The organism is Niabella sp. CPT15-335-S11, assembly GCF_058792415.1.
In genome coordinates this window covers 458,893-485,195 of sequence record NZ_JBYTEI010000001.1, presented here as the reverse complement: position 1 = coordinate 485,195, position 26,303 = coordinate 458,893, and the positions used below count along the sequence as shown (strand labels likewise).

Sequence of the window (26,303 nt, the reverse complement as noted above, 5' to 3'; positions counted from 1 at the left end):
CTGGTTCAGACAGCGATAACAAATTGAAGACATATTCCTCCTTAGCTCAGTTGGTTAGAGCATCTGACTGTTAATCAGAGGGTCGTTGGTTCAAGTCCAACAGGGGGAGCGAAGAGAATCGGGCACTTACAAAAATGTAGGTGCTTTTTTTGATCGTATTGAAGGAACATATCGAAAAATGCTGTTTGCTTTTACATGATCGACACAACGTGTTAATAAAAATACTTTTTTTTAACACGTTTTATTGACGCGTTAAGAAAATCGGGGAAATTTGACATAATTTGAAAGCTGCGTTAGGAAAAACGGTTTTTTAACTTATTGACGCCCCATTTCAAGTATTTATGGTTTTTACGAGGTCAAAAGCCTGTGCAGGTGGCACGCCATTCAAAAACAACTGATACAATGAATCATTCATATAATAATTGCTTTTACCTATTTTCATTTTATACAAAAAACCCGTTTCTGCCAGCTTATTAAGGTATGCTGCTGCTGTTTGTCTGGTTATATTCAAATCTTTCTCCAAAAACTCTATTTTGGTATAAGGATGCTTGAACAGGTTGTTCAACAAATCCTGGCTGTAGAGTTTTGGTAGTTGCGTGCGGATGCGTTGTTTGTAATTCTGCATCAGGTCTTTGATGCCGTCTATCAGATGCAGGGTTTGCTTAGCCGTTTCTTCTATTCCTTTAAGTACAAAAAGCAGCCAAGGCTCCCAATTGCCATCGGTACGTACTTGTTGCAATAGCTGATAATAGTCTCCCTTGTATTGAATGATATATCGGCTGAGGTATAGGATAGGCAGCGAGAGCAAATCTTCTTTAACCAAGTATAGTATATTGATAATCCTGCCGGTGCGTCCGTTGCCGTCATAAAAAGGGTGTACGGTTTCAAAGCGGTGGTGGATAATAGCCATTTTGATAAGCGGGTCGAGGTCGCTTAAAGCTTCGTCATTGATGAACTGAACCAGGTTGTCCATCAATCGCTCAATAGTAGGATAATCCTGCGGAGGTGTATATATAATATCCCCGGTACGTTCATTTTTGAGTACCGTTCCTACATTTTTTCTATATCCTGCATCGTTTTGCTCCAGCATTTGTTGAATTTGCAGAATGTGCTTATTGGTAATGAGTTTGTTCTTTCTGATTTCTTGGAATCCCTGACGCAAAGCCTGTGCATACCTGGTTACTTCTTTTGCAGCAGCATCATTGACAAAACTTTCCAGCAAATCTGCCCTGTATATCTCATCATGTGTGGTAATGATGTTTTCGATGGCGCTACTTTCCTTTGCTTCCTGTAGAGAAAGCGTATTAATGAGGATATTTTCATTAGGTATAGTGGCACATCTGCCATTGAGCAATGCTAAATGCCGGTGAGCGGCTGCTAACTGTTTTAAAACCGGTTTAGTTTCTAAATCCCCCGGTATGGGTAATAATGGTATTTTAAATTGCATAAGGGATTTTTTTAATTTTTCGCTCTTGTTGACGATATCACCTGCAAAAATATTATTCTTAAATTTTACTGAGCCCAATCGTTTATGAAGTATTCAATGTTTAAATATCAATTTGGTATAAAGATAAATTAAACGGGAAAACAGACGAGATTTTATCGGCGGTAAAATAATGGGAGGGGAAAAGTTGGTTTTGCGTTTGCATATGAGGGCGTATAAATTCGATTTTATTTGTATGGCCAGCGACTCCCGGTTGAAGTCGAAGAAAAGGAGCAAAGAAACGAACAGTTACATCGACATTGTGTAGCTGTTTTTTTATTGAGTAAACTGTAAACCATCAGAGGGTCGCCCCGATTCAAATCGGGGCAGGGCGAACGAAGAAAATCAGGCACTTGCAAAAATGTAGGTGCTTTTTTATTTATCAACAGGTTGGGTTCTCAGTATCTTTCGCATTCTCAGTATCTTTCGTAATGATTGTAAAGGATTAAAGCTAATCACTAATGAAGGTCGGTGGTGACTTAATCAAAAGCCTAAACAGAAAATATATTATCACGGAGTTGTCCATAAGCATCAATGTATAAAAAGTGGTTCTGCCGACTTTTTTCCCAACCATGCGATGATGGTGCGAGGGCCCTGGATTGGGACAGTTGCCTGACCTTATATGTCATTGATTTCAGATTATCACCATGGGATTTTAGAAATACGTCTTCGGGGCTCTTAATAACCGCCTTCAAGATAAATTACTGAACGGAATAGAAGACCTAAAGGTCCAAAAAGATATAAAAGCGGCTTTTCGAACTAATTTCTAAAACAGTAACTTGCAAAAAAGTAAAAAATGAAAAAAATAAGCGTGTTATTTTTTTGGGAATTATACGGATTAGAAATTGATCAAGAAAATACTCCTATTTCTAAACATGACATTACCCTAACAAAAAACCCAAAGGTGGTTTTTAATGATAAACAGGAGTTGGTAGATTTAGTTACTTTATTTGGTGAAATTAACATGGAGAATCTTCTTAATGGAAATACTTTTGCGTTCATAGAAAAGGAATTTCTATTGGATCCATCTGATTCAAACGAAAAAAACTTCGAAATGATAAAGGAAATCGGTTTCAGTTTTCAATTATCGCTAATTAGTTTTTTGGGTGATTTATGGTTTTTAAAGGATTGTTGCGCAAGTGTCGAATATGGGTATATATTTTTACGTGATACCAAACAATCTTCTGTTGTTAAGAATTATTCATTTATTTATAATGCAAACGGCAAACGAGAAATTAAAAAAATCACAATGACCGATTTGGAAAAGGTTAAGGAGATCGAATGTTTGAAAGTTGACTTACTTGATGAATTGCATACCAAACCTAAATTACAAGATATGAAGGGGAATACTGCTTTTTTAAATGCCGTGAAATATAATTCATTGAATAGGTTTCAGCGAGCTGACGTATTATTAGCTAATGCGAGGATGACGTCTATACTTTTATCTAAAATAACTCTTTATATAAGCTTTTTGGAATCCTTGATGTCAAGTCAGACTTCTGAGATTAGTCACAAAACTGCCGAACGTACTGCCTATTATTTAGGCAGGAATCGAGATGAAAAACTTGGAATTTTTGAGATAGTGAAAAATTGCTATAACATTAGATCCGATTATATACATGGGAACCAATTGACTAAAAAATCTTACCGAGAAAATGAAGCGTTAGCGAGAGCCAGCATTGAACTAGATGATATTGTTAGAAAAATAATGCAAAAAATAGTATTAGGAAAAGATAGAGCCTTTATCACTGACAAGTTTGATGCTGAGAATTATTTCAATTCGTTATTATTTACTTAATAAATTATGACTTCAGGAAATGAAAATTATAAATTGAAAAGCAGGATGTTTGGCTATGAACTCAGCAGCCAGTTGATACAGGACTCTGTTAACGGATTGATTGATTATAATCTTGCACATTTGATAAACAAAATACTATTTATCGATTTGGATGAGTTGGATGGGCTTAAGATCAAGGAGTCGTTTACAGAGGATGAACTGAAGATGCTAGAACATATTGTTGCTGTGGAAGGGATGGGAAACTTGGAAGTTTGGACTAAGAGTTTAGACCTAGTGGTAAAAGCAGATCAAAAGCTATTATATAATAACGTTGTCTGGCTTTATAACTCATATAGAGAAATTTCCGATTTAACAGGAGTTATAACGTACTTAGCTAGAGCAATTGAACTGGTAAAATATCTTAAAAGCAAATTCAAACCTCGGCAAAAGGAGATTTTTGATGTCTGTATGGATGCGCTGAAAAAAGCTGACTTTAACTTTCTCTCGTTCCCACTAATACGCCACATGATCTCTGTTTTTGATGAAGAGACATACAGAGAAGAGATCGTGGAATTTATCGAAGAAAGGATTAGAGATTGCAATACGAATCAAAAATTTAACTTGTCCAGGAAGTGTATTGAATACCTTCGAACTATTGGTATATTAGATATGCAAGAGGAAAGAATCAGACTTGCTGAAAATTATGAGATGGAAGGCGATTGGCACGTAAGCCGGAAAAAGTCCAATATTTATTACCCTAATTTGTCCAGAATATTTTGGAATGGATTGCAGGCAATTAAAACGATTGGTGGCTGTGAAGAGCTTCGGAAACGATTAGAAAATAAGCTGATACTGGAGCAAAAATGTGATCAGGAGATGTTGAAAATTGTCGGTATTAGGTATAACATGAAAATCGATTTGAATGAAACTAAAGAAATTGTTTCCAGAATGGGTATTGATAGTTTTGAATCAGCGTTAAACCAGTTGTTATTGATCCCTTTGCCTCCTGCTGAGCGTTTTCGTGAAAGTTTACCATCTGAAAATTTTTTCTATGTCAGGAGTTTTCCCAAGACTGTCAAACTAAACGCGGATGGTTTTCGAATTGCTTCAAAAGATTCCGCTGCTGCCAAACAAACTTGGATGAGACAACACGTCCGAGATCGGATGATTGTTTTAATACAGACGATTAAAGAGAAAATGGATAGTTACGAGCCGTTTGATCTTTCTTTTATCGACACGTTGGTTCAAAGTCCTTTTATTCCGGACGACCGTAGGGATTTTTATCAAGTTGGTTTAACAGAAGGGTTTTTAAATGATTTCGTAATCTTTAGTCATTTAATTGTTCCTCAGTTGGAAAACAGCCTTCGGCATGTGGGCCTTCTTAGTGGAGCTACACTTAGGCAGCTTTCAGAAGAAGTTCAGCACGAAAGTCTGATGGGAGGGTGTATTAAAAAGTTGAGGCAGTTGGGCTTAGCCGATCCCGATCTTTTGGATGAATTAGAAAGTTTTCTAGTGGACGGCAATGATATAAACTTTAGAAATAACCTTTCCCACGGACTGGAAGCAAGCGCTTTCTTTAAAGAGTATGGATTGTATTTATGGTGGCTAACATTGAAAATGCTGCAGGATGTGCGTTTATTTTTTCCAAAGATGAATAAAAAGAACGCTGAATAGAAGGCAATGGCTGTTTCGATAGTTGAGAAAGCCTACATTAAAGAAAGAGGATGACTGCAAAAACATAGCAATTTATCAGGACGAAAGAATTTCCTGGCAGTAATTGGGGATAATTTAATTATTGAAACCGACCCATCAGTCTATACGATGGTTCAATTGAAATGGTAAAAAAAATGAGATGAAACTTAAAGTGCAGTTAATACAAAGATTTTGTTTGGTCTTCTTGATAGTTTGCGGAGTTTCCTATGCAGTTTGGGGACAAGAGATAAAAGCGCCAACCCGACTCAGGGTTGATCTAATGGAAAATACAGACAAAATTTGGGAAAATGGCGTGTCATCAAATAAATCGCTTGAATTATATTTCTCAGATACGTCGAAATTCCAAATAGTAAAGATTGGTAGTAAACGCCCATCATTCAGCTGGATTCTGAATGATAAAAGGGAGAATGTGTTTCAGAAGGATTACCAAATCCTTGTGGCTTCAAGTGTAGAAAATATTCTAAATAATAAGGGCGACGTTTGGGATAGTGGTGTAGTTCCTTCACGAAATAATATTTCGGTAACTTTTAACGGTAAACATCTGGAGCCAAATAGAATTTATTATTGGAAAGTGCGAACTACAACGAATATGGGGCTTACGCCATTTTCTGAGCATAAGGCGTTTGCGACGGATTCCCGGCTAAAAGACTATACAACTTCCTTTTATCCACTTCAAAAAACGCTCCAATTACCGCCAAAAATCCAGAAAATGCAAATGGATTCCTATCTGATTGATTTTGGAAAGGATGCATTTGCCCAACTTGAGCTGGTTTTACCAAACGTTAAACGAAAAGATAGTATTACAATTGAATTCGGAGAAAAGTTAAATAGTGCTGGTTTTGTGGATTCAAGGCCCGGAGGGAGTATCCGTTACGCAAAATATAAAATAGAAGTTCGCCCCGGCAAAACAGTCTATCCCATAATATTTAAAGCAGATAAACGGAATACCGGCTTAGCGGCCATCAAAATGCCTTCCTACATCGGCGAGGTAATGCCATTTCGGTATGTGTTTATAAGCGATTATAAAGATTCTCTTTTTGCCAGTAATATAAATAGGTATATGGTTCATTACCCTTTTCGGGATAACGCTGCAATGTTCAGATCCTCAGATAGTGTGTTAAATCAAATTTGGGAATTATGTCATCACACGATGAAAGCTACAAGTTTTACCGGAATATATATCGACGGGGATCGCGAACGGATTCCCTACGAAGCTGACGCTTTGATAAACCAGTTATCTCACTATGCGACTGATGATGAATTTAGTTTAGCACGGAGGTCTCATGAATATCTGATAAAAAATGCAACCTGGCCAACCGAGTGGATCCTACAGAGTGTTTTGATTGCCTGGAATGATTACTTGTATACGGGAAACAAAAGGTCTCTGCAACACTATTATTACGATTTAAATGCCAAGCTTTTGCTGCCACTTTCCCGGGAGGATGGGTTAATAAGTACCCGGACGGGGAAGCAAAATGATTCATTGATGAATGCCATTTATTTTAAAGGGAGCCAACTAAGGGACATCGTTGATTGGCCCCTGGGAGAAACAGACAAATTTGAATTTACAGATGTCAACAGCGTTGTCAACGCTTATCATTATCATGCATTGGTTTTAATGAGTAAAATTGCATTCGATTTAGGTAAATATAAGGATGCCAGATTTTTCAGAAAAAGAGCAAATCGGGTAAAAAACGCATTTCAAAGCAAGCTAATTCATCCGAAATCGAAATTAGTAGTTGATGGAGAAGGATCAAATCATTCGTCACTTCATGCAAACATGTTTGCGCTTGCTTTTGATCTTGTCCCCAAGCAAAATCTTAAATACGTAAGAGAATTTTTACTATCAAAAGGGATGGACTGTAGTGTTTATGGCGCTCAATTCTTTATGGAAGCACTTTATAAAATTGGAGCACCTGAAGACGCTTTGAGACTGCTTGTTTCAAAAAACAAACGAAGTTGGTATAATATGATTCGTGAAGGCGCAACTATGACAATGGAGGCCTGGGATAGTATTTACAAGCCAAATCAGGACTGGAACCACGCTTGGGGCGCTGCACCTGCGAACATTCTTTTTAGGAAGCTGGTTGGAGTCGAAAGCGTTAAGCCTGGGTTTGAAGAAATTGATATAAAACCTGAAATCGGAAGACTGACTTTCGTTTCTACTAAAATACCAACTATTCGGGGCGACATTTTTATCGTTATCAATCGTAATGAAAATGACTTTAGAATGGAGGTTGATTTACCTCCAAATATTATTGCAAACATTTATTTACCCGATGAGTATTTCAAGAAGAACGTCTATTTGAACGATCGAAAAATCAAAGTCGTAAAAAAGGATAATTATTGTTTTGTAAAAAGGGCTGGGTCTGGCAAATATATACTGACTGCATTGTAGTCTCGTGACTGGAAAATTTAAACTCCAATTAATATTGAAGCCAGAAATTTTGGATTTAGCAGGGTGGATTATATACAGCACCGACGAGAATTTACTTGTCTCCCCCTGCTAACGAAAAACCGAATGTTACCCGCCGTGCTGCTTTGGCGTATTATCCGGGATTGGTCAACATCTTGAAGAAAAGGGATAACAACTTACAAGTTCAGGGTCAGAGATAAAGCAGGGGTGTAGTGTAAACTTATTTCTGCTTATTGAGGGTTAAGAATTAATATTGATTTTTATACGTCCGCTGGAACAAAAGATGATATTAGAACAAGCTTGTCTTATATTCGATGGCTTCCCAATTGATTCCATTACTTTTTTTGACAGGCACCGCAGTGAACATCAGTTTGGGAGGTTCCTGCCAGTCTTTATCGGGATTAAATTCATTAACAGGTAGTTTGACTAAAATCGTATTCCATCCTTTTCTTACCGCTATTTTTTGCGGCGGGCGGATGTAATGCATTTCATCAATAAGGGGTTCTTCCAATAGTCCGCTTTTTCTTCCCGGATATTTCCATCTCGGTGGTGAAACTATTTTTTCGTTGATCCAGATCCTGCTTTTGTTGTAATCCCATTCGCCTGAAGGAGGGGTGGCATCTGCGCCAGACTTGGACTGGTCTTTTGTGTCTAACCAGAAGTTTACAATTTCGGATTTATCACTCCAGAATCTTGTGTAAGCATACCAGGTTGTTTGTTGTTGCGGATCAGGAAGCCATGCCTCAAAATTCGTATGCGTTGCCCAAAGCCAAACCGTTCCTCCCGTAGCATTTAAGCTACCTGGTGTTGGGGCTAGTCTTGTTGGTTTTTGTTCCGGCCAGAAAGACTTCGAGAGTTCCCCATTATTGCGGAATGGACCGAATAATTTCCATTTGAAATGCGTTTGCTTCACATAGTTAAAAGGGAGCTGCGAGAAGTATTTCTGTTTATGCACCAATAGCCGGCTTTCAAATTCTTTAAACGCCCTGGCACGTTCCGATTGTAGATCACCGATATGAAATACTATACCATCATAACCTTTGCCCCTCCAGCTTCTTTCGGAGAAGGCAAGTATGGCCGGATACACCGCATTCTGTTTCAGAAGATCTTTTTCATTAGCAACTGCGCGGTCCGCCCACATGCAAATTTCAGCGCCCAAATTATTTTCATCTCCATGTGCCGATTTTAAGAACCTCCTGTTGAAAATAGTTACCACGGTACTTTGCGGATCCATATCACTAAAATACAGTGTCCGTGAATCGATCTTTATGATAGCCTGATTGGACTTTTGAGCTTCTTCCCATTTCCATAAATGGCGAATGGTTTTGGGGCCGTTACTTGTACCAGGATTCCAAGCAATCAGTTTTTTCCCTAAAGAGCCGACCAATCTTTCGATTTCCGGAATAAAGTTTGGATTCGTGATTACGACCTCGTCGGCCCCTATGTGTATGTATGGCAGGTTGTAGGTGCTAATCACTTCGCGCAAAATATTTTTCACAACTTCGAGGCCCTGTGGTGATTGCATATCAAAGCCCATCGCACGTGTAAAAGCCGCGCTATGCCCCGGCATGTCAATTTCGGGAACCAATAAAATATTTCTGTCACGGCAATATTTTATCAGATCCAGCATTTCAGATATCGAGTAAAAGCTTCCTTTGTTTCTTTGCATATATTCGGCTGCGGTGAGCTGTGGGTAACTTTTGATCTGTAAACGCCAGGCAATGTGCTCTGTAAGATGAAAATGAAATACGTTCAGTTTGTACCGGCTCATGATATCAATCTGTTGTTTAATTTGCGTCAGGGGTTGAAAGTTTCTGCCTGCGTCGATCATGAACCCGCGCCACGAAAAGGCCGGGTAATCTTTTATCGAGCACCCGAGTATTTTATTATTTGAGGTAAGCTGCCGGATTGTTTGCAAACCATTAAAGATGCCATGAGCTGAATTAGCTTTTAAGATCACGGCGTTTTTATCAACTGATAATATGTAAGCCTCATCTTTACCTATTGGTGCATCCACGGTTTCCAAAGCCAACCGGATATAGTTCTTTTGGAAGTGGGATGGAGCCGCTATTCTTATTTGTAAATTTGTCCTGGAGAGAAGATCATTATTTTTCATCACGCTTAAAAGGCTTGCATCAGATACAAAAAACGTTTTGCAGTTGCTCATGTCGAACTGCTCTGATTTCCACTGTACTGCCTGTGGCAGAGGGATCAGGGAAGGGCGCTGCGTTAACCGGCCATTGGCCAGGTTAAAAAGGGAAATGAACAAGGTGATCAAAAATATCTTCATGGAGTGTCTAGTTTGACAAGTAATTAATTGGGACGAAATTAAGAAATCTAATTTTCAGGTGGCCTGCATTGGTCTGAGAAGTCCAGCGATAAAACCTTCCTAAGCGCGAACCACCAACGTTAACAGGTTAGTAAAACCGCTGTAGGCGTCAAAGCATGCACGGTAGCGTGAGAGAGAGGAGCGAGATTACTCCGAAACTTCACTCCGTACTTTTATCCGAGCATCCTACAGGGGGTCGCCCCGATTCAATCGGGGCAGGGGGAGCTACTCTTGACAGCCGGGCATCTTTGCCGGGTTCTTGTTTTTGGAACGCCTTGTCACTCACCAAATATTCGAAAAAACTTCATTGATTTTAGTGGTTCAATGCTTTCCGTCTTCGTAAATCAAATTTTCCGGAAATATCGAATCAATCATTTTAGATTTTGTCTCGGTAGATGCCGAGCTATAGTATTTGGTCAGATTACCCAAAAGCGATAGTCCATAAGATGCTAAGAAAATATTTGATCCGACAAGCTCAATCCCTTCAATTAAGGTTATTTGTCAGTTCAAATACAGAGTTTTACAAATTGATGCATGTCAGTTAAGGTAACCAATGCACCCAATTGTGCTGTGGAATTCTGAAGTTCTTTCCGTCCGTTGCCGCTCCGGCAACCGTTATCCCGTCTTTCCTTCTATTGAATCCCACAATTATTGCACCGGCCACCGAAGGTTCCGTGCAACATCCGGCTTCATCGTTGGTGTGTTGCACCCGACGAAGCCTACGTTGTTGCCTGCAGTAATTTTTGTCACCTTTTAATCTTTACCTATCAAATTTCTCTATTTTTAACCTTGATGATAATTTAGTAATATAAAAGGAGGCTATTGCTCTTGCAAAACCCGGCAACAATTCTCCATCATTTGAAAGTACGACAAATGTGTATTCTTCTTTCGGAAATCTTAGTATATCAGCAAGCCCTGGTCCGCCGCTGTGTCCTGCATATGTTACCCCGTTTTCACTCTCTAAAATCCAACCAACTTTTGTGTAACTTGAAATTTTATGTCCAACGCTATCACGTTCAAATATATTTTTGTCAGAAAAACTTTTAGCGAATAATACTTCCTTGTCAAGACCGATTACCCAATTTACCATGTCGCTAATAGACGCAAAGTAGCCACCCGCAGTGTAATAGTAATTGGGGTATAAAAATTTATAGGCTACTGTTTTGCCGCCTAAATCGTAATATGTAGTTGCCCTTTGTTTTATCAAATTGGTTCTCATAAAACTTCCAACTTTTTGTTCCATATCGTAACCGCCGTCTTTCATTCTTAATGGAATAGCTATTTTATCATTTATAAGCGTAGTAAGTGGCTTGCCGTAAATTTTTTCTAAAATGTAACCCATTAGCATGAAATCAATCTGTGCATAATGTTGCCCTTTGCCTATAGCATACTCAAGTGTTGAATCTTTAACTGCTTTTACAACCGCCGCAGTAGAAAGATAATTGTCCCCCCTAAATTCCCTCAGCCCACTTGAATGTGTTACAAGATGTTTTATTTGTAAACTCTCCCACGTCGAAGGAATACTGTCGATATATTTTTCAACATAGTCGTCCAAACTTATTTTTTTGTCGTTTAGGGCTTTGAGTAACAGAGTCGATGTTAGGAGTTTGGTGCAGGACGCAATTTGAAAATTGGTGTGTTCGGTCACTTTAGTATCCCATTCAAGATTGGCTAACCCGTAGGTAGAAAGTTTTACAATTTTGCCGCTTTTAATAACCGCAACAGCCAACCCAGGTATTTTAAGGGCTTTCATATTGTTGTTAATAAATGTGTCAACTTTTTTATTTGTCAAAGGGAGATTAGTCTGCTCATAACTCTTTATTCCTATAAAAAATAAGAATACGAAGAAAAACAGTTGTTTCATTATAATCATTTAATGTTTAAATGTTTAATTGTTAAGTTTTAAAGAAGCCTCTACTAAACTTCAGCGATTAATTCAATCCAATATTGGTTTTCAAAATAACCCAGTGCTGGTGGCGGAGATGGAGAAGCGGTTGAGGGAATGGAGTAAACCCGGCAAGGCGTAAGTCCATATTTTCTAAGTCACTATTTAAGCCATCTAAGCAAACCCTCCACACCGGAAACTGAATAAATAATAAACCCTATTATTATAACAATAACTATAATCACCACCCAAATAATTGACCTTATGTTATTGGCAACTCTAATTTTTTTATGGCCGGGCAATGGAGGAGCTTACACCAGTGGAATCCACATTGACCGTTCGGGTCTTTCAGCGAGTTTTTTATTTAAGATCGTCGATTGAAGTTGTTCTTGTTAGATGGTAGCATAATAATTCAGGAGTTGCTTCATTGAATTCATTTGATTGCTTAAAGGAAAATTTATCCAGCAGCCAGATCGAACTCAGGTTATCCCTATGAAAGAATGCCTCAATTTCCTGAACTTTGAGTGTATTGAAAGCATAGTCAATGACTTTTTCTACAGCCTCCCTCATTATTCCTTGTCCTTGAAAGTCTGTCAAAAGTTCATAGCCGATTTCACATTTGTCATTTTCATCGGAAAAGCTGAAAAGACAAATGGTCCCGACCAATACGTTATTGTCATTCAAAGTTATTGCCCAATATAGAGAATTATTTTTATTGATATTCTCATTAACCTTATTTATAAAATTCCTTGCATCATCAATAGTATTGCTTACTTGTCTGTCAAGATATTTATTTATTTCACTGTCGGCGCGTAAAATGAAAATTTCCTGTTCGTCATTAATTTCTAATTGTCGGAGGGTGAGCCTTTTCGTTTTCAAAATTGGAAAAGGTATGAAAGTTTTATTTAACATTCCGCTGTTTTTGAATTATTAGAATCTGCGCTCATAATCGCCCCGACGGCTAATTCATAAATATACGAAATGTATATTTGCAACTTGTATCATTATAAGGTTCATTGGTGAGAGAAAATTGGGTGTTACCCAGAAAAGGCCTACCACTTCCCCAAATCCCGATTCAATAATAAAAGCCGCTTTTGATTATGGGGGGAGGTTACTATTACCGTTGAAGTCCTGTCATTTTCTCTGGTAGACTCTGACATAATCTATTTCGAAAACGTGTGGGAAAAGGCCGTTATCAATTCCCTTTCGGCCACCCAGACCACCACCGATTGCCAGGTTTAGAATAAGATGAAACCGCTGATCGTAAGGCCACACATCAGCGCCTGTCCCATCATTTTTATAGGTGAAATATTTTTTCCCGTCCACATAACTGCTCCATTCTTTTTCATCCCACTCAAGAGTATATACATGAAATTTTGTGGTAGCCGTGGCGAGGTATAACTTGTTTCCTTTTTGTGTGCCTATCATGTGGTTAAAGGCTTTCGAGTGGGATGTGGAAAGAACAGTATCGGGTGTTGAACCCACGTGTTCCATAATATCGATTTCCCCACTGTTGGGCCATGCGCCGTAAACCCAGTCGGTTGGCAACATCCATATTGCCGGCCAGGTGCCGTTTCCTGTCGGTAGTTTCGCTCTCACTTCTATTTTGCCATATTTCCAGTCACCCTTATTTTTTGTGGTGAGTCGCGCGGAAGAGTATTTTTTACCATTTATATCTTCAAGGATGGCTTTGATTTTCAATGTGCCGTCACTCACAAACGCATTCTCCCGGTCAGCATAAGTATACCACTGTGCCTCGCCATTCCCCCACCCATAGCTGTTACCAATCGTGTCGTAGTTCCACTTTTGATCATTGGGCAATCCCTGATAGTTGAATTCATCAGACCAAACCATGTTCCATTGATCGTTAATTTGGGCTACTTTGCAGGAGGAAACCATTAATGAAACGAAAAGAGCAAATATTAGTTTATACATTTTATTGAGATTTTTTGGTTATCTGTTTCCCGGTCTGACTAACCTGGCCAGTATTCTCATATTCTTTGTAACGGATTCGGGGAAAAGACCTTAGTTTGGAGAGATTCAGGTAAAGATTTATTACGCTTCTTAACGGGCCTGTTGCCTTGTTATTTCGATAACACAAGCTCGCAAGAATATTTTATTGTCGTTTGCTCACAATAAATAAGAATAAAAGATATAAGTATTTCAGCATAGTGCAGCCCGGGCATATCAGACCCCGGGCTGCATTAGATTCCCGCTTATTTCAGCCACCAGGGAACTCCGTTAATTCCATCATATCCGCCATACTGTTCATCAATAGCCTTTTGATAGTTAACGGGATTGGTGGTTTGCTCGTTGGTTGGATATTTCCACCGTTTCGGATAAACCGTTTTATTATCCGGGTTCATGCTGGTATTGGGGTCTAACGTGAACGCAGGATATCCGGTCCGGAGAAAAGTTCTGTAGCTAAATCCCGAATTACCCTGGAAGAAGTCCAAAAGCCACCTTTGGGTAATAATCTGTTTTATCCTTTCGGCTTTCGAAGCGCTTTCCTTGTAGGCAGCTTCTCCGGTGAAATAGTTATTAATATAATTTTGATTAATCGCCATTCCGTGAAGGTTCGCAGGGGTCGCGGACGAGAGCGCCATATAGAAACTCAAAATCGCTTTAACTCCCTTTTCAAAGTAATCTTTTGCAGAACCAGTTATCCAATTTTCTTCCACTGCTTCAGCGAGGATGAAACATTGTTCTGCATAGGTGAATCTGAACATCGGGTCACCAGCTCTTAAAAGCGGGTATCGTTTGTTGAGCAACGAATACAAACCTTTTTCTTTGCCGTTAGTTAATGTTTCCGCGGATAGTTCTGTTGGGGCCCCCTGGTATGCATCGAAATCTGATTCCGATTTACCAGCGGTTATCAACGTCTGTGCGGGCTCTGCAAAGTAAAACAACCTGCGGTCGTTCCAGCTTTTTAAAACATCTACGGTAGTCTTGGAGACAGCAATATTTATCCGCCGGTTTTCTCCACCCCAAAACGGATGTGATGAATTTGGATTATCGGAATATTGTAATTGAAAGTTATCTGAATTGCCTGTCATCAGATTCCCGGCTGCCACTATTGCTGAAAAACGAGCCTTCTGTTCCGCAGTGATTTTTTTGCTCAATAATTGTAAAATCTGTAGTTGCATCGCGTTGCAAAGTTTCCGCCACTTTGTAACATCGCCCCCATACATAATATCGCCATCGAAATTTTTACCTTTAGCAAATTGTTCTTCCGCTGATTTCAGGTCATTTAATATTTGTGCAAACACATCAGCCTGTTTATCATATTTGGGCCTGGATATACCCTCATTTGCTTTACCAGCTTCTGAATATGGTACATCGCCCATATCAAGCGTCATGGAATAGCCGTAGCTGGCTTTTAAGAATAGCGCCAATCCCCGGTAGGAAGGTTCTAGCGGCGAATCTTTTGAGAATTCCACCATTTTGTTTAATTCTGGGATATTGGACATGGATCCAAAATCACCATAAGGCCAGTAGGAATAATAATACTGATAAGGATTAGGGTTTGTTTCTAAAATTGCAATATGCTTTGTCCAGAGATTTCCCGTACCAAAATCAGTGGGATTCGGATTCCAAAACCTGTAATGATTTTTCAGAAGCTGTGTCGCCAGCATACCCGAAGTCACCGTTGTGGGTACATTCGGATTCGTATTTATATCATCGAATTTGCTGCATGAAGTAACAAAAACGAGCCAGAAGAAAAGAATGACTGAGTATTTTATAGTTTTCATACTGTAATGATTATAGGGTGAACTTGATATTAAAGCCGATATATCTTACTGCGGGATCCGCAAAATCTTCCGATCCTCCATCGGGATCAGAGTATTTAAAATTCTTTGCTTTAAGCCACACGTTCTGACCTACTATACTTGCCGAAGCAGCTTTAATATATTCGCCTGGCCAATTTCGGGGGAAATTGTAGGTGAGGGAAATTTCCCGGAGTTTTACGAAAGTCTTCGAGTAAGTATCAGCGGGACTGCCCGCACCACCCCAGGCGCTGCTACTGTGCAGATCAAGCGTATATTGTTTGTAGGTGGAAGGAACATCATTTGGTGCAAACACTCGTGTGTCACTGGTAATATTTCCATTTTTATCAAAGGTTGCAGTCCCTGAAGTTACTTTAACACCCTGGCCAATATAATTTTTTGAGTTTGGTGTAGCTACATCCTTCTCTCTCTCGGGTGTCAAGGATTCCGGATGCACACCTGCCTGCCACATGTAGCTTTCAGTTCTGGTGTTCATCAATCCTCCTGAAACACCGTCAAATGCCAGGTACAGGCTTAGGTTTTTGTACCTCAGGGTGCTGTTCAGCCCCCATATCCAATCCGGATCCCAAAAACCATATCTTGAATCGTAAGAACTATATTTTAAACGACCATTGTCGAAAATCTGGTTTCCACCTGGGTCTCTCAAAAAGTCCCTCAAAACATAGGCATCGGCACGCTCCCCAACTTTTATCCATGGTTTTTTACTTGAGTACAGGGAATCCAGTTTTACGTAAACTCTTTTAAAAGTTGACCAGTTAGCCCCTAAATCCCATTGCCAGATATCATTTTTTAACGGCGTTCCATTTAATATAACTTCCCAACCTCTGCGTGAGATGACTTCTCCAAAGTTCTTATAGATACTTGTGTAGCCGGATGCTGGTGATAACGGCGCATAAATTAATGGGTCGCGCATCGCTTTGTCGTAATAGGATACGTCAGCCATCAATCGGTTTTTAAAAAAGATACTCTGTATTCCGGTCTCGAATGTAGTTGATGTTTCCGGAGTAAGGTGAGGGTCTCTTAATGCGCTTGGTCCGTCAGCACCATTCAACGTACCCCAGGTACCACTCACTAATGTATAAGTACTGTTTACTTCGTAAGGGTTTGCAGGCCGCTTGGACACAGTCCAGGAACCTCTTAGCTTCAACAAATCCAGCCATGGCCTTGTGTCGGGCATGAGTTCTGAGATTACAAAGCTTCCTGCTACAGATGGGTAAAAATAGGATCTGGTTTCTTTCGGCAATGTAGAACTCCAGTCATTACGCCCGGTAACGTCCACAAATAGCATTCTTTTCCATCCGATACCCAACCGGCCGAATAACGAATTGACCTGCATCGCAGTTGTGCTCTGTCCGACATTTGGAGGATTTACGGATGCTTTGATGGAAAAGAAATCGGGTACTGATAAACCGCCAACGGTACTGGCATTCAGGTTATCATCTTTTTTGTAAAAGATGGTACCACCGGCCATATACTCAAAGCTAAAGTCGGCAGCACTTTTATCGCCCGCAAATAACAGGTCGGAGTTGATACTAAGTCCATTGTTCTGTCCGATATTGTATCCACCTGTCTTATATCCGTTCCAGGTGTATTGATTGCCAGGTACTCCTGTGTTACCGGTCATTAAATAGGAACCCATTGAGGTTCTCAATTGTCCAACTTCCTTGTAGAAGTCTATACCGGATCGAACGGTTGCCTTAAGCCAGTTTGTCAACTTATAACTTAACAGGAGGTCTGCATTAAAGATGTCTCTCGCAATTTCATTGGTTTTTTCATACCGGTCAAAATAAGGGTTATTAATATTTAAGGCTTTGTTATCTACTCCGTATATAAAGTTCTGTACCAAACCTCTTTTGTACCAATAGTTATTTTTATAGTCCAGGATATTATAATCGGAAGGTGACCAAATCAGCAGGGAATACATTGGGTCGTAAGAGGTATAGCCATTAGAACCAACATTCGGGGAAGACCTGCGCGAGTAGGCAAGGTTAGAACTCATCTGGAATTTCCCCAGGTTGACGTCTCCGCCAAACGTGTAGGTGTATTTATTTAATGTAGAATTTGGATACCGGCCTTTGTTTTGTGTCCAGTTTAAAGAACTTCTTAGGGAAGCCACATCAGTGCGATATCCGAAATTGACGTTATTGTTGGTGACATACCCCTGTTCGAGGAAGTTTTTAAAGTTATCTTTTCCTACCGGCAAATATTCATAGTCTCTCCATTCCATCAGTTTGGGATCCCACTGGTTTTTCACGGAACCATCCATTTTGTCTCCCCAGGATTGATCAGAATATTTATTATAAGTGTTATTATTACCCCGTCCGTACACGTTTTGCCTTTCGGGCAGCGCCAGATATCCTGCTGTAAACATGGTGTTGGTGGTGAAATCCATGGTTACGCCGGTTTTATTTGTGCTGCCATTTTTAGTAGTGATAATAAGAGCACCGCTGGCGCCACGGAACCCATAAAGAGCGGAGGCTGTAGCACCTTTTAGTACGCTGACGGATTCAATGTCCTCCGCCGAGATATCGCTCAACGTTTTATTTGCGTAAGCAATACCATCAATGACCAGTAATGGTTTCTCGCCACGGATGGTAAGATCCGGAAGTGCTGCAAAATCAGGAGAGTTTTTGACAAGTAATCCTGCCACTTTACCCGTCAATGAGGTCGCTACATCCACCCCGGCAACCTTTTGCAGGTTTTCTCCACTAACTTTTTGCACAGAATAACCCAACGCTTTTTCCGATCTTTTAATGCCAAGGGCTGTAACCACTACGGTTTCCAGACTGGTTCCGGGTCCAGGCACCATCTGAACGTCAATCGAAGCCTGATTTCCTACCCGGATGATCTGACTACTGAATCCGATATGGGTAAATTCGAGGTTATCAGTTTCTCGTGCCGCAATCACATATTTCCCATTTTCGTTGGTTATTGCGCTTACAACTGAACCCACCACCTGGATGGTTGCTCCAGCCAAAGGATTTCCGTTGTTGTCTGTCAGGCGTCCTTCAATGGTCTTCGTATTTTGTGCAAACGAAGCATGAAAAAGAAACAAGAAAAAGAGAGTTAGTTCAAAAAACTTTTTCATAAAAGGTATTTTGTTTGTGAACAGTTAAATTTTTTATAAATTTCAGGCGAAATTTCTCGGTAAAAAAATTTATAGTCCCTACAATACCACTACAAGGAAAACATTTGCAATTGATAGTCAATAAGATAGTACACAACAAACTTGTTCGTTCCTATTTTTTCTTTTTTTTAGTAACCTTTGTCTAAGAATAGCGCCCCGTCCATGAAGACAACACTTTTGATTGCCACCTTATTACTCTGTTCGCTGATGATCCAGGCTCAGCGTACGATAGGTACGCCGAATATCCTAAATTATACACATGGGAAAATCAGGGCTGGCGCCCAGACCTGGCAGATCGCTCAGGACAAATTTGGGATCATGTACTTCGCAAATAACTCGGGGCTGCTGTCCTTCAACAATAAGGAATGGAGATTGTATCAATTGCCAAATAAAACCATTGCGCGCTCACTGTTTATTGATAAGGATAACAGGATTTATGTCGGCGGGCAGGGAATAATAGGATATTTTTTCCCTGATAGGTACGGAGTACTGCAGTTCCACAGCCTAAATGAGAAAATACCTGTTCAACACCGCCTGTTTGATGATATCTGGTATATAGTTTCTTACAAAAACGAAATTTTCTTTCAATCGTCGGGGAAGGTTTTTAAGTTTAATCCCGTGGGGCAGAAAATTGATGTTTACGCCGAACCTAATGGTGTAAGATGGTCGTTCATGGGTGTATGTCAGAACTCACTAGTCGCTCATAATAATGAGAACTATTTTGTAAAATTCTTAAACGACTCATGGAAATCCGCATCAGCGCCACAATTGAATTATACGCTCATAACTTCGGTAGTCGATTTAGGTGAAGATTCAACAATTGTCACCACATTAAGAAACGGAGTGTTTTTGCTTACTCCGACCGGCGTTCTAAAAATGGACTTACCTTCCGAGGTTACAACAAGTCAGATATACCGTGCTCATAAGGTCAACAACAAAATATTTGCCTTAGGTACAGTATCCAACGGTATTTATTTATTAAACAATAAGGCTGAAATCATCATGCATTTTTCCACTGATAATGGGATGCAAAACAATAACGTACTGAGTTTATTTGTTGATGATCATCTGAATTTATGGGCCGGGCTGGATGAGGGAATTGACCTGATCGATTTTTCATCGCCTATTCACAAGATCAGCCCAACTGCGAAACCTGCACCCGCATATACGACAAACGTTTTTCAGAACCGCCTTTATATCGGGACATCTGACGGATTGTATTCATCCCCGCTAAATGGACTTTCACGGGAGGATATGAGTTTTTTTCTGGGTAAATTTAAAAGGGTTGAGAACTCAGACCGGCAAGTCTGGAATCTTTGCAATATTGATGGAAAGCTTTTGATGTCCCATCATGATGGCGCATTTGTCGTTGAAAAGGAAAAGGCCAGGCTGGTTGACAACTCTTCCGGGGGAAACTGGCTATTCAGGTCAGTCAAAGGAGGGCAAAGCATTGTTGCAGGAAATTACCAGGGCCTGCAATTATTTCAAAATAATAAAGCTGATCTGGTGCCTGTTCACAAATTAGTTTCGAATTTAAAGGAACCTATGAGGTTTGTCGAATTAGACTTTGCTCACCAAATAATCTGGACATCACATCCTTATCGGGGAATTTATAGGATTGATGTCACTCCCCGATTCGATTCGATAAAGCAGATAACATTATTGACAAAAGCAGACGGTCTTCCGGGGAATACAAATAATTTCGTTTTTAAGATTGAGGATCAGATCCTGGTTACAACTGAAAGAGGTGTTTACGAGTACAACTACGCAGGCGCCAGGTTTATGATGTCGAAAAAGTACCGACCTATTTTTGGTGACATCTCAATTAAATTCATGGCTGAAGATGGGAAGAGGAGAATATGGTTTGCTACCGAAAGCGGTATGGGCGTTGTAGAAAATGACTCCCTCAAACACATTCCGGAACTCGATGGCCAGCTAATTGCAGGATTTGAAAATATTTATCCATTCAACGATAAGAATATTTTTATAGGTTCTTATAAAGGCATTATGCACTTGAATTATGATCTATATAAAAAAAGTACATCTAATATTCGTTTAACGCTTAGTAAAGTTGTCGCGACGGGGAAATCCGACAGTTTGCTATTTGGCGGATATTTTGTTGAAAATGAAAAACTATTGCCCGCGCAGACTTCCGGTCTAGTGTACAAATTAAACCCATTGTTCTCCTCTTTCCATTTTGAGTTTTCATCCAATCAATATGGAAAGGAAGATAAAGTGCTCTACAGCTACCAATTAGACGGTTTTGATGAAAAATGGTCAGACTGGACACATAAAAATGAAAAAGACTATACCAATTTATCTTACGGTAAGTATACTTTTAAAGTAAAGGCGAAAGACAATCTGGGGAATATTTCTCCACCAGTGTTTTATTCCTTTATCATACTTCCAAAATGGTATCAGACCAAACTTGCATACGTTGCATATATAATCATATTGGGAGCCATGTTTTTTTCGGCTGATAAAGTTCACAGAAACAGGCTTCGCCACCAAAAATCTCAGCACGAAAAAGAGCAATCACATTTAAAATATGTTCATGATCTCGAGCTTCAGCGTAATGAAAAGGAAATCTTCCGGTTAAAAAATGAAAAGCTGGAGACCGAGGTCTTGTATAAAAACAAAGAATTGGCCACAACGACCATGCACCTTTATAAGCGCGGCAGATTGATCGGCAAGATCAAAGAAGATCTGTCGGAGGGTCTGGCAAATCTGAAAAATAAGGACGATACGGTTGGTTTCAGGCAACTATTGAAATTGCTTGCGGAAGAGGAAAAGCAGGATCAGGATTGGGCCCAATTTTCAATTCATTTTGACCAGATTCATAACAATTTCCTGAAAAATATTAAACGTGCTTATCCTGAACTTACGCCGGGCGATTTGAAGATATGTGCTTATCTTAAAATGAACTTATCGTCAAAGGAAATTGCGCAACTATTAAATATTTCATTGAAAGGAGTAGAAATAGGACGTTACCGCCTAAGGAAAAAGTTAGGATTACAGCAGGATGTAAATCTGATAAGCTTTATTAATGAGGTTGCATGATAAGGCATGGTTCTGTGGTTCTTATTGAGAAGCCTGATGCAAAATCCAAACCTAATTAGGCTAACAGTAACCTCAATTCTAGCGATTGCGAGAAATTACATATGCCAATAGGAGGATTTTTGTTTTCTCACTACTTGCCAGTTTCTACCTTAATTGCTTTTATGAATTCTTGGGAATTTGAAACCCACCCAAATACGCTCTGAATATTTAAAAGGGATGCTTCATGATTACTTCTTGGCAAATCAAAACCAATGGGCTCAGCAGTACAATCTTCCAGTACAATGGGTGAGTAATCTCTGAACATGGCATCTCTTACAGTAGATTCTACACATACGCTCGTCGTACATCCGATAAAAATGAGATCGGTAATACTTAAGTCTTTAAGTTTCGAATCTAAATCTGTTTGATAAAACCCGCTGAACCTTGTTTTATATAGTACAATGTCTTCTGGTTGAGGCTTTAGTTCCGGAATGATTTCCGTTCCCCATGAATCCCTGATAAGAATACGACTTTTTGATCCGTTTGGAGCAGTTATTTCATCTCCCACATGCATCCATATTACGTGGTTTATACGATTTTTTGATCCTTCTATTCCAACATCAGACAGATCTTTTTGATAACCCATCCTTAGATAAATTATTTTTATACCTGCTTGCCGTGCTGCGTTTATAACGCTGGCATTTGCCGGTACCACTTTCTGAATCATAGAAATATTAACTCCGGCTCTGTCAAACATGCCTCCTTTTGAGCCAAAGTCATTCTCCATATCAATTACAATCAAGGCTGTTTTTGCCAGGTTAACAGTAATTGGGCCCGGCTTTGCTTCCATAAGAACTTTTTTCATGTTAGGTGTTTTTTTTTGTGAATAAGAAATGGTTGCAATAAAAAAGGTTATTAATAGTAAAATACTAATTCGTTTCATGGCAAATAAATTTGTACTTACAAAGTTGAAGCGATTTGGTATTGTGGAGTGGTAAAAAAAGGACATTTTAGGATTCTGGCATTTGGGTCGGTTAAATGCGATCCCGATAAAGCTCATTTGAAAGTCCAAGTTTACATTCCGGGGAATTGCTCTCAAGCAAATGAAATTCAAGAGGAGTTAACCCAGTGAAATATTTGTAATCCTTTACCAAATGTTGATAATCATAATATCCACATTCAATGGCTATTCTAAGCCAATCCATACCCGGGTATTTGTTTTTTATATTAAAGGCTTTGGTAAGCCGTATAATCTTTGAATACATTTTAGGATTAATACCTGCTCTTTCATTGAATTTTCTCGTAAACTGTTTTGTGGAGAGACAGGATTCCTTAGCTAACCACTCAAGAGAAATGTTACCATCGCGTTTCATCATCAATTTACTTACAGAGTCTAACAAGTGAACATCTCTTCTTGAATGGTTTGCCAGGTCGGCTATAAACCTATCTGCTATTAAAAGCATCTCGCTGTAACTTTTGGTACGTTGTAGTTGTTCATGAGTAAAGAGGATATTTTTTGAGAAAATAACAGTCGCATCAACAAACTGATCCGTTAGTTCAAAAGAAGGTATGCCTGTTAACCGGAATAAACCGGTAGGTTGGAAAACAATCTGAAAATTTAAAAAATCCTTCTGTAGATATCGCCTGGTAACTGAGGTCTGCTGCCCTATCAGGATAATTGGGTGTAGAATTTCTTTTTCTTTGGAATTATTAGATTCAACCATTAAACGATCGCGAAGAATAAAATAAAGGCACTCTTCTGGTTTGGGAGGGTAAGCCTTAATATGGATTGCAAAAGGGTTATCAAATTCAAAATGAACTATTCTGTACCATTGTACAAAATCGATGAATGCGGGGTTTGGCAAAAAATCTTTTATGATCATATTTTTAGATTTTATGTCCAGTTTGCTCCGGGTTATACATCTATTCCCGCTTGCCGACCGCAAATCGTATTCCGACTAAAAGAGAAACTGCAAGTACGGCCGGCAGCACCAGGAATAACAATCCCGCCCCCGGTTTGGTTTTACCCGTTTTGGGATCGTAGTTAAAACAAGAAAACAGCAGGTTTTGGCCGGGTAATCTGTAACTAGCTGTAAACACGTTATTGATACTACTGACCAGCAGATTTAGGTCTGATTTATTTCTGATGCCAATCAGCTTTTTAACAATGTATCCATCGCCGCTCAGGCCAATCAGCAATGCATCATGATCAAATTGTCCCCGGGCTTCATCCCAAACCACTTCATACCCGATCGATTGATTTAGTGAATCGATATCTTTTGTTATTCCAAAGACCCAACCAGGTTCATTTTCCAACCCAAACCCCCCGGCCATCTTTTTCATATCCTCCCGACTGTCCCTTGGATCAAAGCTTACTACTGCAACTGTAAAATCCCCGGCGGGATTATCGAATTGTAAATCTTCTTTCAAACGTAGCAGGAAAGGATAACAAATATTAGAACATCTCGAGAAGATCAGCGCCAGTATTACAGGTTTTTTTTGGGTGAGTTGCAATAGGCTAATCTTCTCCCCTTTCGTAGTAGATAAAGAAGCATCATACACCCGTTTATAAATGTTCACTTCTTCTTTAAAATCGTTCTGCGGTACATTGGCCCAAACCGGGTTAAAGAGAAAGGCTATGAGGCACGTGAGAATAGAATTTTTAAACATTTTTTACCAATATCGGATAGAAATAACAAAATGGCAATTAAATAAACGATTGCAAAAATTGCTCCAATCACGGCCAGTAAAGGCGCTGTTTTAAGCTCCGCAGGGTACACATTATATCTGCGTGGAACAGATTGCGCACCGGCTATAAAAAATGCTGTAAGAAAGCCTAACCCGCCAACGATCAGGAAGCCGATCGTAATATTAGAAAGCATTTTCAGGATCTTTTCCGAAAATTGAAGACTAAACCAATTAAAGAATGCCAGGCTGAACAACACGGCGCCCAAAACATTGTAAGAGTGGAAATGTGCCGGAACCCAAAGCGTATTGTGTAAAACAAAATTATTAGAAATAGTAGCGTCAATTACGGCGGCCAATCCGCCGGATATCCACCCCGCCACGCCAATCAGGAACAGCAGGTTGGTCATCGTCCATTTAATTTTAGTCCGGTAAACAGCAATCAGCACGCTGAACACCGTAACTGCTGCCGCCGGGAGACTGGCAAGATAAGAAGCTAATTGCCCTACAATCTGGAACCCTTCCGGTTGCACAAAGTCCATGTACATATGATGGAAAAAAGCAGTGAGAATAAATACAAGTGTACAATTCCAGCCAAGCGATATATACCAGGTAGTTTTCCATTTCGGGCGACCGCTTACCTCCCCAAAAAGCTCATACACTACCGCAAGTCCGAGATAAAGTATCTCATTGGCGATCGTATGACCGAAGAAATAAGTAAGGTTCTTCATTAACAATGCATCGTTCTTAAAAGTACCGCCCGAGTAATATTCAGCAAAAAACAGCACTGCCATTAGTACGGCTGCTATCAGGCAGGTAAGAATTCCAACAAGCGTTATCATGGAGATTAGGACAAATGGGGGCGTTTCTTTTTCGGGTCTCTTTTTTCTCAAGTATTGCCAGGCAAATGTCTCGGAAATGGAATAACTCCTCAGTAACTGCGCCATCATGCCAATCGTCCAGACCAGCCAGCCTACTACCAGAACTACTAATGACCATAGGAATAATGGTACTGCCCATCCATCCCAGCTTGCTTTGAAAGTTAGTGGATACAGGAAGGTCCAGCCCGCATGATATTTCCCTATGAACGTTGAAGTCCAGAGCATCAATATTCCAATCACTGTAAGTACCATTGCCACAATATTTGGCCAGCTTTTTACTTTTACATATCGCTGCATCAGGTAATGTACGGCAGCCATGCCGGCAACAAACCAGATGCCGACCATCGTAAGTCCGTGTGTAGTCAGGAAGGAATAGAAAGTATATGGCGATTCATTGATCACCTCACCCTGGTTCAACCTCATGAGGATCCCTAATGTTATGGCGGTAATGAATAATAACAGAACAATGATAATCCAGAGAGCGGTTTCCTTTTTTAGTTTAATTGTTTCCATTGTGTTTTTATTTTACAGTGAAAGTCGCCCTCATACTTTGGTGGACCAGGCCACAGAACTCGAGGCAAAGAATGGTGTATTGTCCCGGCTTGTCAAACTTCCATCGCAATCGGTTCACATAGCCCGGCATCGCCTGCACCTGTGCTATAAGCATGTGAGAAGGGTCGTAGATTCCGAAACCGTGATTCACATCAAGACTGGTTACCCTGAACTCTACAAGTTCATTGGCCTTTAATTCAAATGTTGGAAGCTTCGCCGGGGTTGAGGGAGTAATGGCATTATCGGAAAATAAGAATGCATATTGCATGGCACCCACGTGCACAACGCGGGAGGGTGTTTCATCCTTGAAAAGATAGTAGGGAGACTTAGGAATGGTAACCGACGTGAATATGGCGATTACTACGAGCAAGATCAACATAAACCAAAAGCGTGATCTTAACGGGTTGGCGACGGCTCCTTCTTTAGTATATTTTCCCAGACTGCTAAAGTAGACATAAGAGAACACCACGATGATCACCACAGTTAACACCAGGGCGAGAATAAATAAATTGGTTTGCATAGAAAAAGTATTTCAAACTTTTAAAATAGATATCATTATATGGGTACCTGATTTATGATCAGGGATTCTTTGCTAATGATAACCTGCAAAACCAATCCTAAGCGCTAT

At 39.8% G+C, this 26,303-nt stretch carries 16 protein-coding genes and 1 tRNA gene; 5 read left to right on the top strand and 12 right to left on the bottom strand.

Annotated features, from left to right (window positions below; genetic code table 11):
* The first annotated feature begins 35 nt into the window (after window positions 1–35).
* Window positions 36–109 (top strand) — tRNA-Asn (locus tag AC3WS5_RS01985).
* A gap of 222 nt (window positions 110–331) precedes the next feature.
* Here the strand turns inward: AC3WS5_RS01985 and AC3WS5_RS01980 are convergent.
* Entirely contained in the window at window positions 332–1,447 is a 1,116-nt protein-coding gene (locus AC3WS5_RS01980) for a Fic family protein (RefSeq protein ID WP_492465517.1), read from the bottom strand.
* A gap of 832 nt (window positions 1,448–2,279) precedes the next feature.
* Here AC3WS5_RS01980 and AC3WS5_RS01975 point away from each other — a divergent pair.
* The 3 genes from AC3WS5_RS01975 to AC3WS5_RS01965 all read left to right on the top strand — a co-directional run bounded on the left by AC3WS5_RS01975 (window position 2,280) and on the right by AC3WS5_RS01965 (window position 7,371).
* Window positions 2,280–3,281, top strand: coding sequence for a hypothetical protein (locus AC3WS5_RS01975; protein ID WP_492465516.1), 1,002 nt, complete (start codon window positions 2,280–2,282; stop codon window positions 3,279–3,281).
* Between the two features lie 6 nt (window positions 3,282–3,287).
* Complete coding sequence (locus tag AC3WS5_RS01970; RefSeq protein WP_492465515.1) at window positions 3,288–4,934, top strand: DUF4209 domain-containing protein; 1,647 nt, start codon at window positions 3,288–3,290, stop codon at window positions 4,932–4,934.
* Window positions 4,935–5,112: 178 nt separating this feature from the next.
* Window positions 5,113–7,371 carry an alpha-L-rhamnosidase-related protein gene (locus AC3WS5_RS01965; RefSeq protein WP_492465514.1) on the top strand — a complete coding sequence of 753 codons (2,259 nt, stop codon included), beginning with the start codon at window positions 5,113–5,115 and terminating at the stop codon, window positions 7,369–7,371.
* 307 nt (window positions 7,372–7,678) lie between these two features.
* Here AC3WS5_RS01965 and AC3WS5_RS01960 read toward each other — a convergent pair whose 3' ends face one another.
* The 6 genes from AC3WS5_RS01960 to AC3WS5_RS01935 all read right to left on the bottom strand — a co-directional run bounded on the left by AC3WS5_RS01960 (window position 7,679) and on the right by AC3WS5_RS01935 (window position 18,479).
* A complete protein-coding gene (locus tag AC3WS5_RS01960; RefSeq protein WP_492465513.1) occupies window positions 7,679–9,679 on the bottom strand; it encodes a family 20 glycosylhydrolase in 2,001 nt (666 codons plus the stop codon).
* Between the two features lie 799 nt (window positions 9,680–10,478).
* A complete protein-coding gene (locus tag AC3WS5_RS01955; protein ID WP_492465512.1) occupies window positions 10,479–11,582 on the bottom strand; it encodes a serine hydrolase domain-containing protein in 1,104 nt (367 codons plus the stop codon).
* Window positions 11,583–11,963: 381 nt separating this feature from the next.
* Window positions 11,964–12,515, bottom strand: coding sequence for a GNAT family N-acetyltransferase (locus AC3WS5_RS01950; RefSeq protein ID WP_492465511.1), 552 nt, complete (start codon window positions 12,513–12,515; stop codon window positions 11,964–11,966).
* A gap of 222 nt (window positions 12,516–12,737) precedes the next feature.
* Entirely contained in the window at window positions 12,738–13,538 is an 801-nt protein-coding gene (locus AC3WS5_RS01945; protein ID WP_492465510.1) for a glycoside hydrolase family 16 protein, read from the bottom strand.
* 281 nt (window positions 13,539–13,819) lie between these two features.
* Entirely contained in the window at window positions 13,820–15,355 is a 1,536-nt protein-coding gene (locus AC3WS5_RS01940) for a SusD/RagB family nutrient-binding outer membrane lipoprotein (protein WP_492465509.1), read from the bottom strand.
* A 10-nt stretch (window positions 15,356–15,365) separates the two neighbouring features.
* Window positions 15,366–18,479 carry a SusC/RagA family TonB-linked outer membrane protein gene (locus tag AC3WS5_RS01935; RefSeq protein WP_492465508.1) on the bottom strand — a complete coding sequence of 1,038 codons (3,114 nt, stop codon included), beginning with the start codon at window positions 18,477–18,479 and terminating at the stop codon, window positions 15,366–15,368.
* A gap of 201 nt (window positions 18,480–18,680) precedes the next feature.
* Between AC3WS5_RS01935 and AC3WS5_RS01930 the strand changes: the two genes are divergently transcribed.
* The gene (locus tag AC3WS5_RS01930; RefSeq protein ID WP_492465507.1) at window positions 18,681–21,578 is read left to right on the top strand and encodes a triple tyrosine motif-containing protein; all 2,898 of its coding nucleotides are present in this window, start codon (window positions 18,681–18,683) and stop codon (window positions 21,576–21,578) included.
* 130 nt (window positions 21,579–21,708) lie between these two features.
* Here the strand turns inward: AC3WS5_RS01930 and AC3WS5_RS01925 are convergent, their stop codons facing one another.
* The 5 genes from AC3WS5_RS01925 to AC3WS5_RS01905 all read right to left on the bottom strand — a co-directional run bounded on the left by AC3WS5_RS01925 (window position 21,709) and on the right by AC3WS5_RS01905 (window position 26,195).
* The gene (locus tag AC3WS5_RS01925; protein WP_492465506.1) at window positions 21,709–22,422 is read right to left on the bottom strand and encodes a cysteine hydrolase family protein; all 714 of its coding nucleotides are present in this window, start codon (window positions 22,420–22,422) and stop codon (window positions 21,709–21,711) included.
* Between the two features lie 169 nt (window positions 22,423–22,591).
* On the bottom strand, window positions 22,592–23,440 hold the full coding sequence (locus AC3WS5_RS01920) for a helix-turn-helix domain-containing protein (protein ID WP_492465505.1): 849 nt from the start codon (window positions 23,438–23,440) through the stop codon (window positions 22,592–22,594).
* A 40-nt stretch (window positions 23,441–23,480) separates the two neighbouring features.
* Entirely contained in the window at window positions 23,481–24,227 is a 747-nt protein-coding gene (locus AC3WS5_RS01915) for a thioredoxin domain-containing protein (protein ID WP_492465504.1), read from the bottom strand.
* Complete coding sequence (locus tag AC3WS5_RS01910) at window positions 24,194–25,636, bottom strand: cbb3-type cytochrome c oxidase subunit I (RefSeq protein ID WP_492465503.1); 1,443 nt, start codon at window positions 25,634–25,636, stop codon at window positions 24,194–24,196. Before AC3WS5_RS01910 ends, AC3WS5_RS01915 begins: the two co-directional genes overlap by 34 nt.
* Window positions 25,637–25,643: 7 nt before the next feature.
* Window positions 25,644–26,195 (bottom strand): cupredoxin domain-containing protein, encoded by a 552-nt coding sequence (locus AC3WS5_RS01905; RefSeq protein WP_492465502.1) that lies wholly within the window; start codon window positions 26,193–26,195, stop codon window positions 25,644–25,646.
* Between the last annotated feature and the right edge of the window lie 108 nt (window positions 26,196–26,303).

Bases quoted from the DNA above. Each gene is read 5' to 3' on its own strand.
- AC3WS5_RS01980 (WP_492465517.1), bottom strand. From the start codon at position 1,447: ATGCAATTTAAAATACCATTATTACCCATACCGGGGGATTTAGAAACT.
- AC3WS5_RS01975 (WP_492465516.1), top strand. From the start codon at position 2,280: ATGAAAAAAATAAGCGTGTTATTTTTTTGGGAATTATACGGATTAGAA.
- AC3WS5_RS01970 (WP_492465515.1), top strand. From the start codon at position 3,288: ATGACTTCAGGAAATGAAAATTATAAATTGAAAAGCAGGATGTTTGGC.
- AC3WS5_RS01965 (WP_492465514.1), top strand. From the start codon at position 5,113: ATGAAACTTAAAGTGCAGTTAATACAAAGATTTTGTTTGGTCTTCTTG.
- AC3WS5_RS01960 (WP_492465513.1), bottom strand. From the start codon at position 9,679: ATGAAGATATTTTTGATCACCTTGTTCATTTCCCTTTTTAACCTGGCC.
- AC3WS5_RS01955 (WP_492465512.1), bottom strand. From the start codon at position 11,582: ATGAAACAACTGTTTTTCTTCGTATTCTTATTTTTTATAGGAATAAAG.
- AC3WS5_RS01950 (WP_492465511.1), bottom strand. From the start codon at position 12,515: ATGTTAAATAAAACTTTCATACCTTTTCCAATTTTGAAAACGAAAAGG.
- AC3WS5_RS01945 (WP_492465510.1), bottom strand. From the start codon at position 13,538: ATGTATAAACTAATATTTGCTCTTTTCGTTTCATTAATGGTTTCCTCC.
- AC3WS5_RS01940 (WP_492465509.1), bottom strand. From the start codon at position 15,355: ATGAAAACTATAAAATACTCAGTCATTCTTTTCTTCTGGCTCGTTTTT.
- AC3WS5_RS01935 (WP_492465508.1), bottom strand. From the start codon at position 18,479: ATGAAAAAGTTTTTTGAACTAACTCTCTTTTTCTTGTTTCTTTTTCAT.
- AC3WS5_RS01930 (WP_492465507.1), top strand. From the start codon at position 18,681: ATGAAGACAACACTTTTGATTGCCACCTTATTACTCTGTTCGCTGATG.
- AC3WS5_RS01925 (WP_492465506.1), bottom strand. From the start codon at position 22,422: ATGAAAAAAGTTCTTATGGAAGCAAAGCCGGGCCCAATTACTGTTAAC.
- AC3WS5_RS01920 (WP_492465505.1), bottom strand. From the start codon at position 23,440: ATGATCATAAAAGATTTTTTGCCAAACCCCGCATTCATCGATTTTGTA.
- AC3WS5_RS01915 (WP_492465504.1), bottom strand. From the start codon at position 24,227: ATGTTTAAAAATTCTATTCTCACGTGCCTCATAGCCTTTCTCTTTAAC.
- AC3WS5_RS01910 (WP_492465503.1), bottom strand. From the start codon at position 25,636: ATGGAAACAATTAAACTAAAAAAGGAAACCGCTCTCTGGATTATCATT.
- AC3WS5_RS01905 (WP_492465502.1), bottom strand. From the start codon at position 26,195: ATGCAAACCAATTTATTTATTCTCGCCCTGGTGTTAACTGTGGTGATC.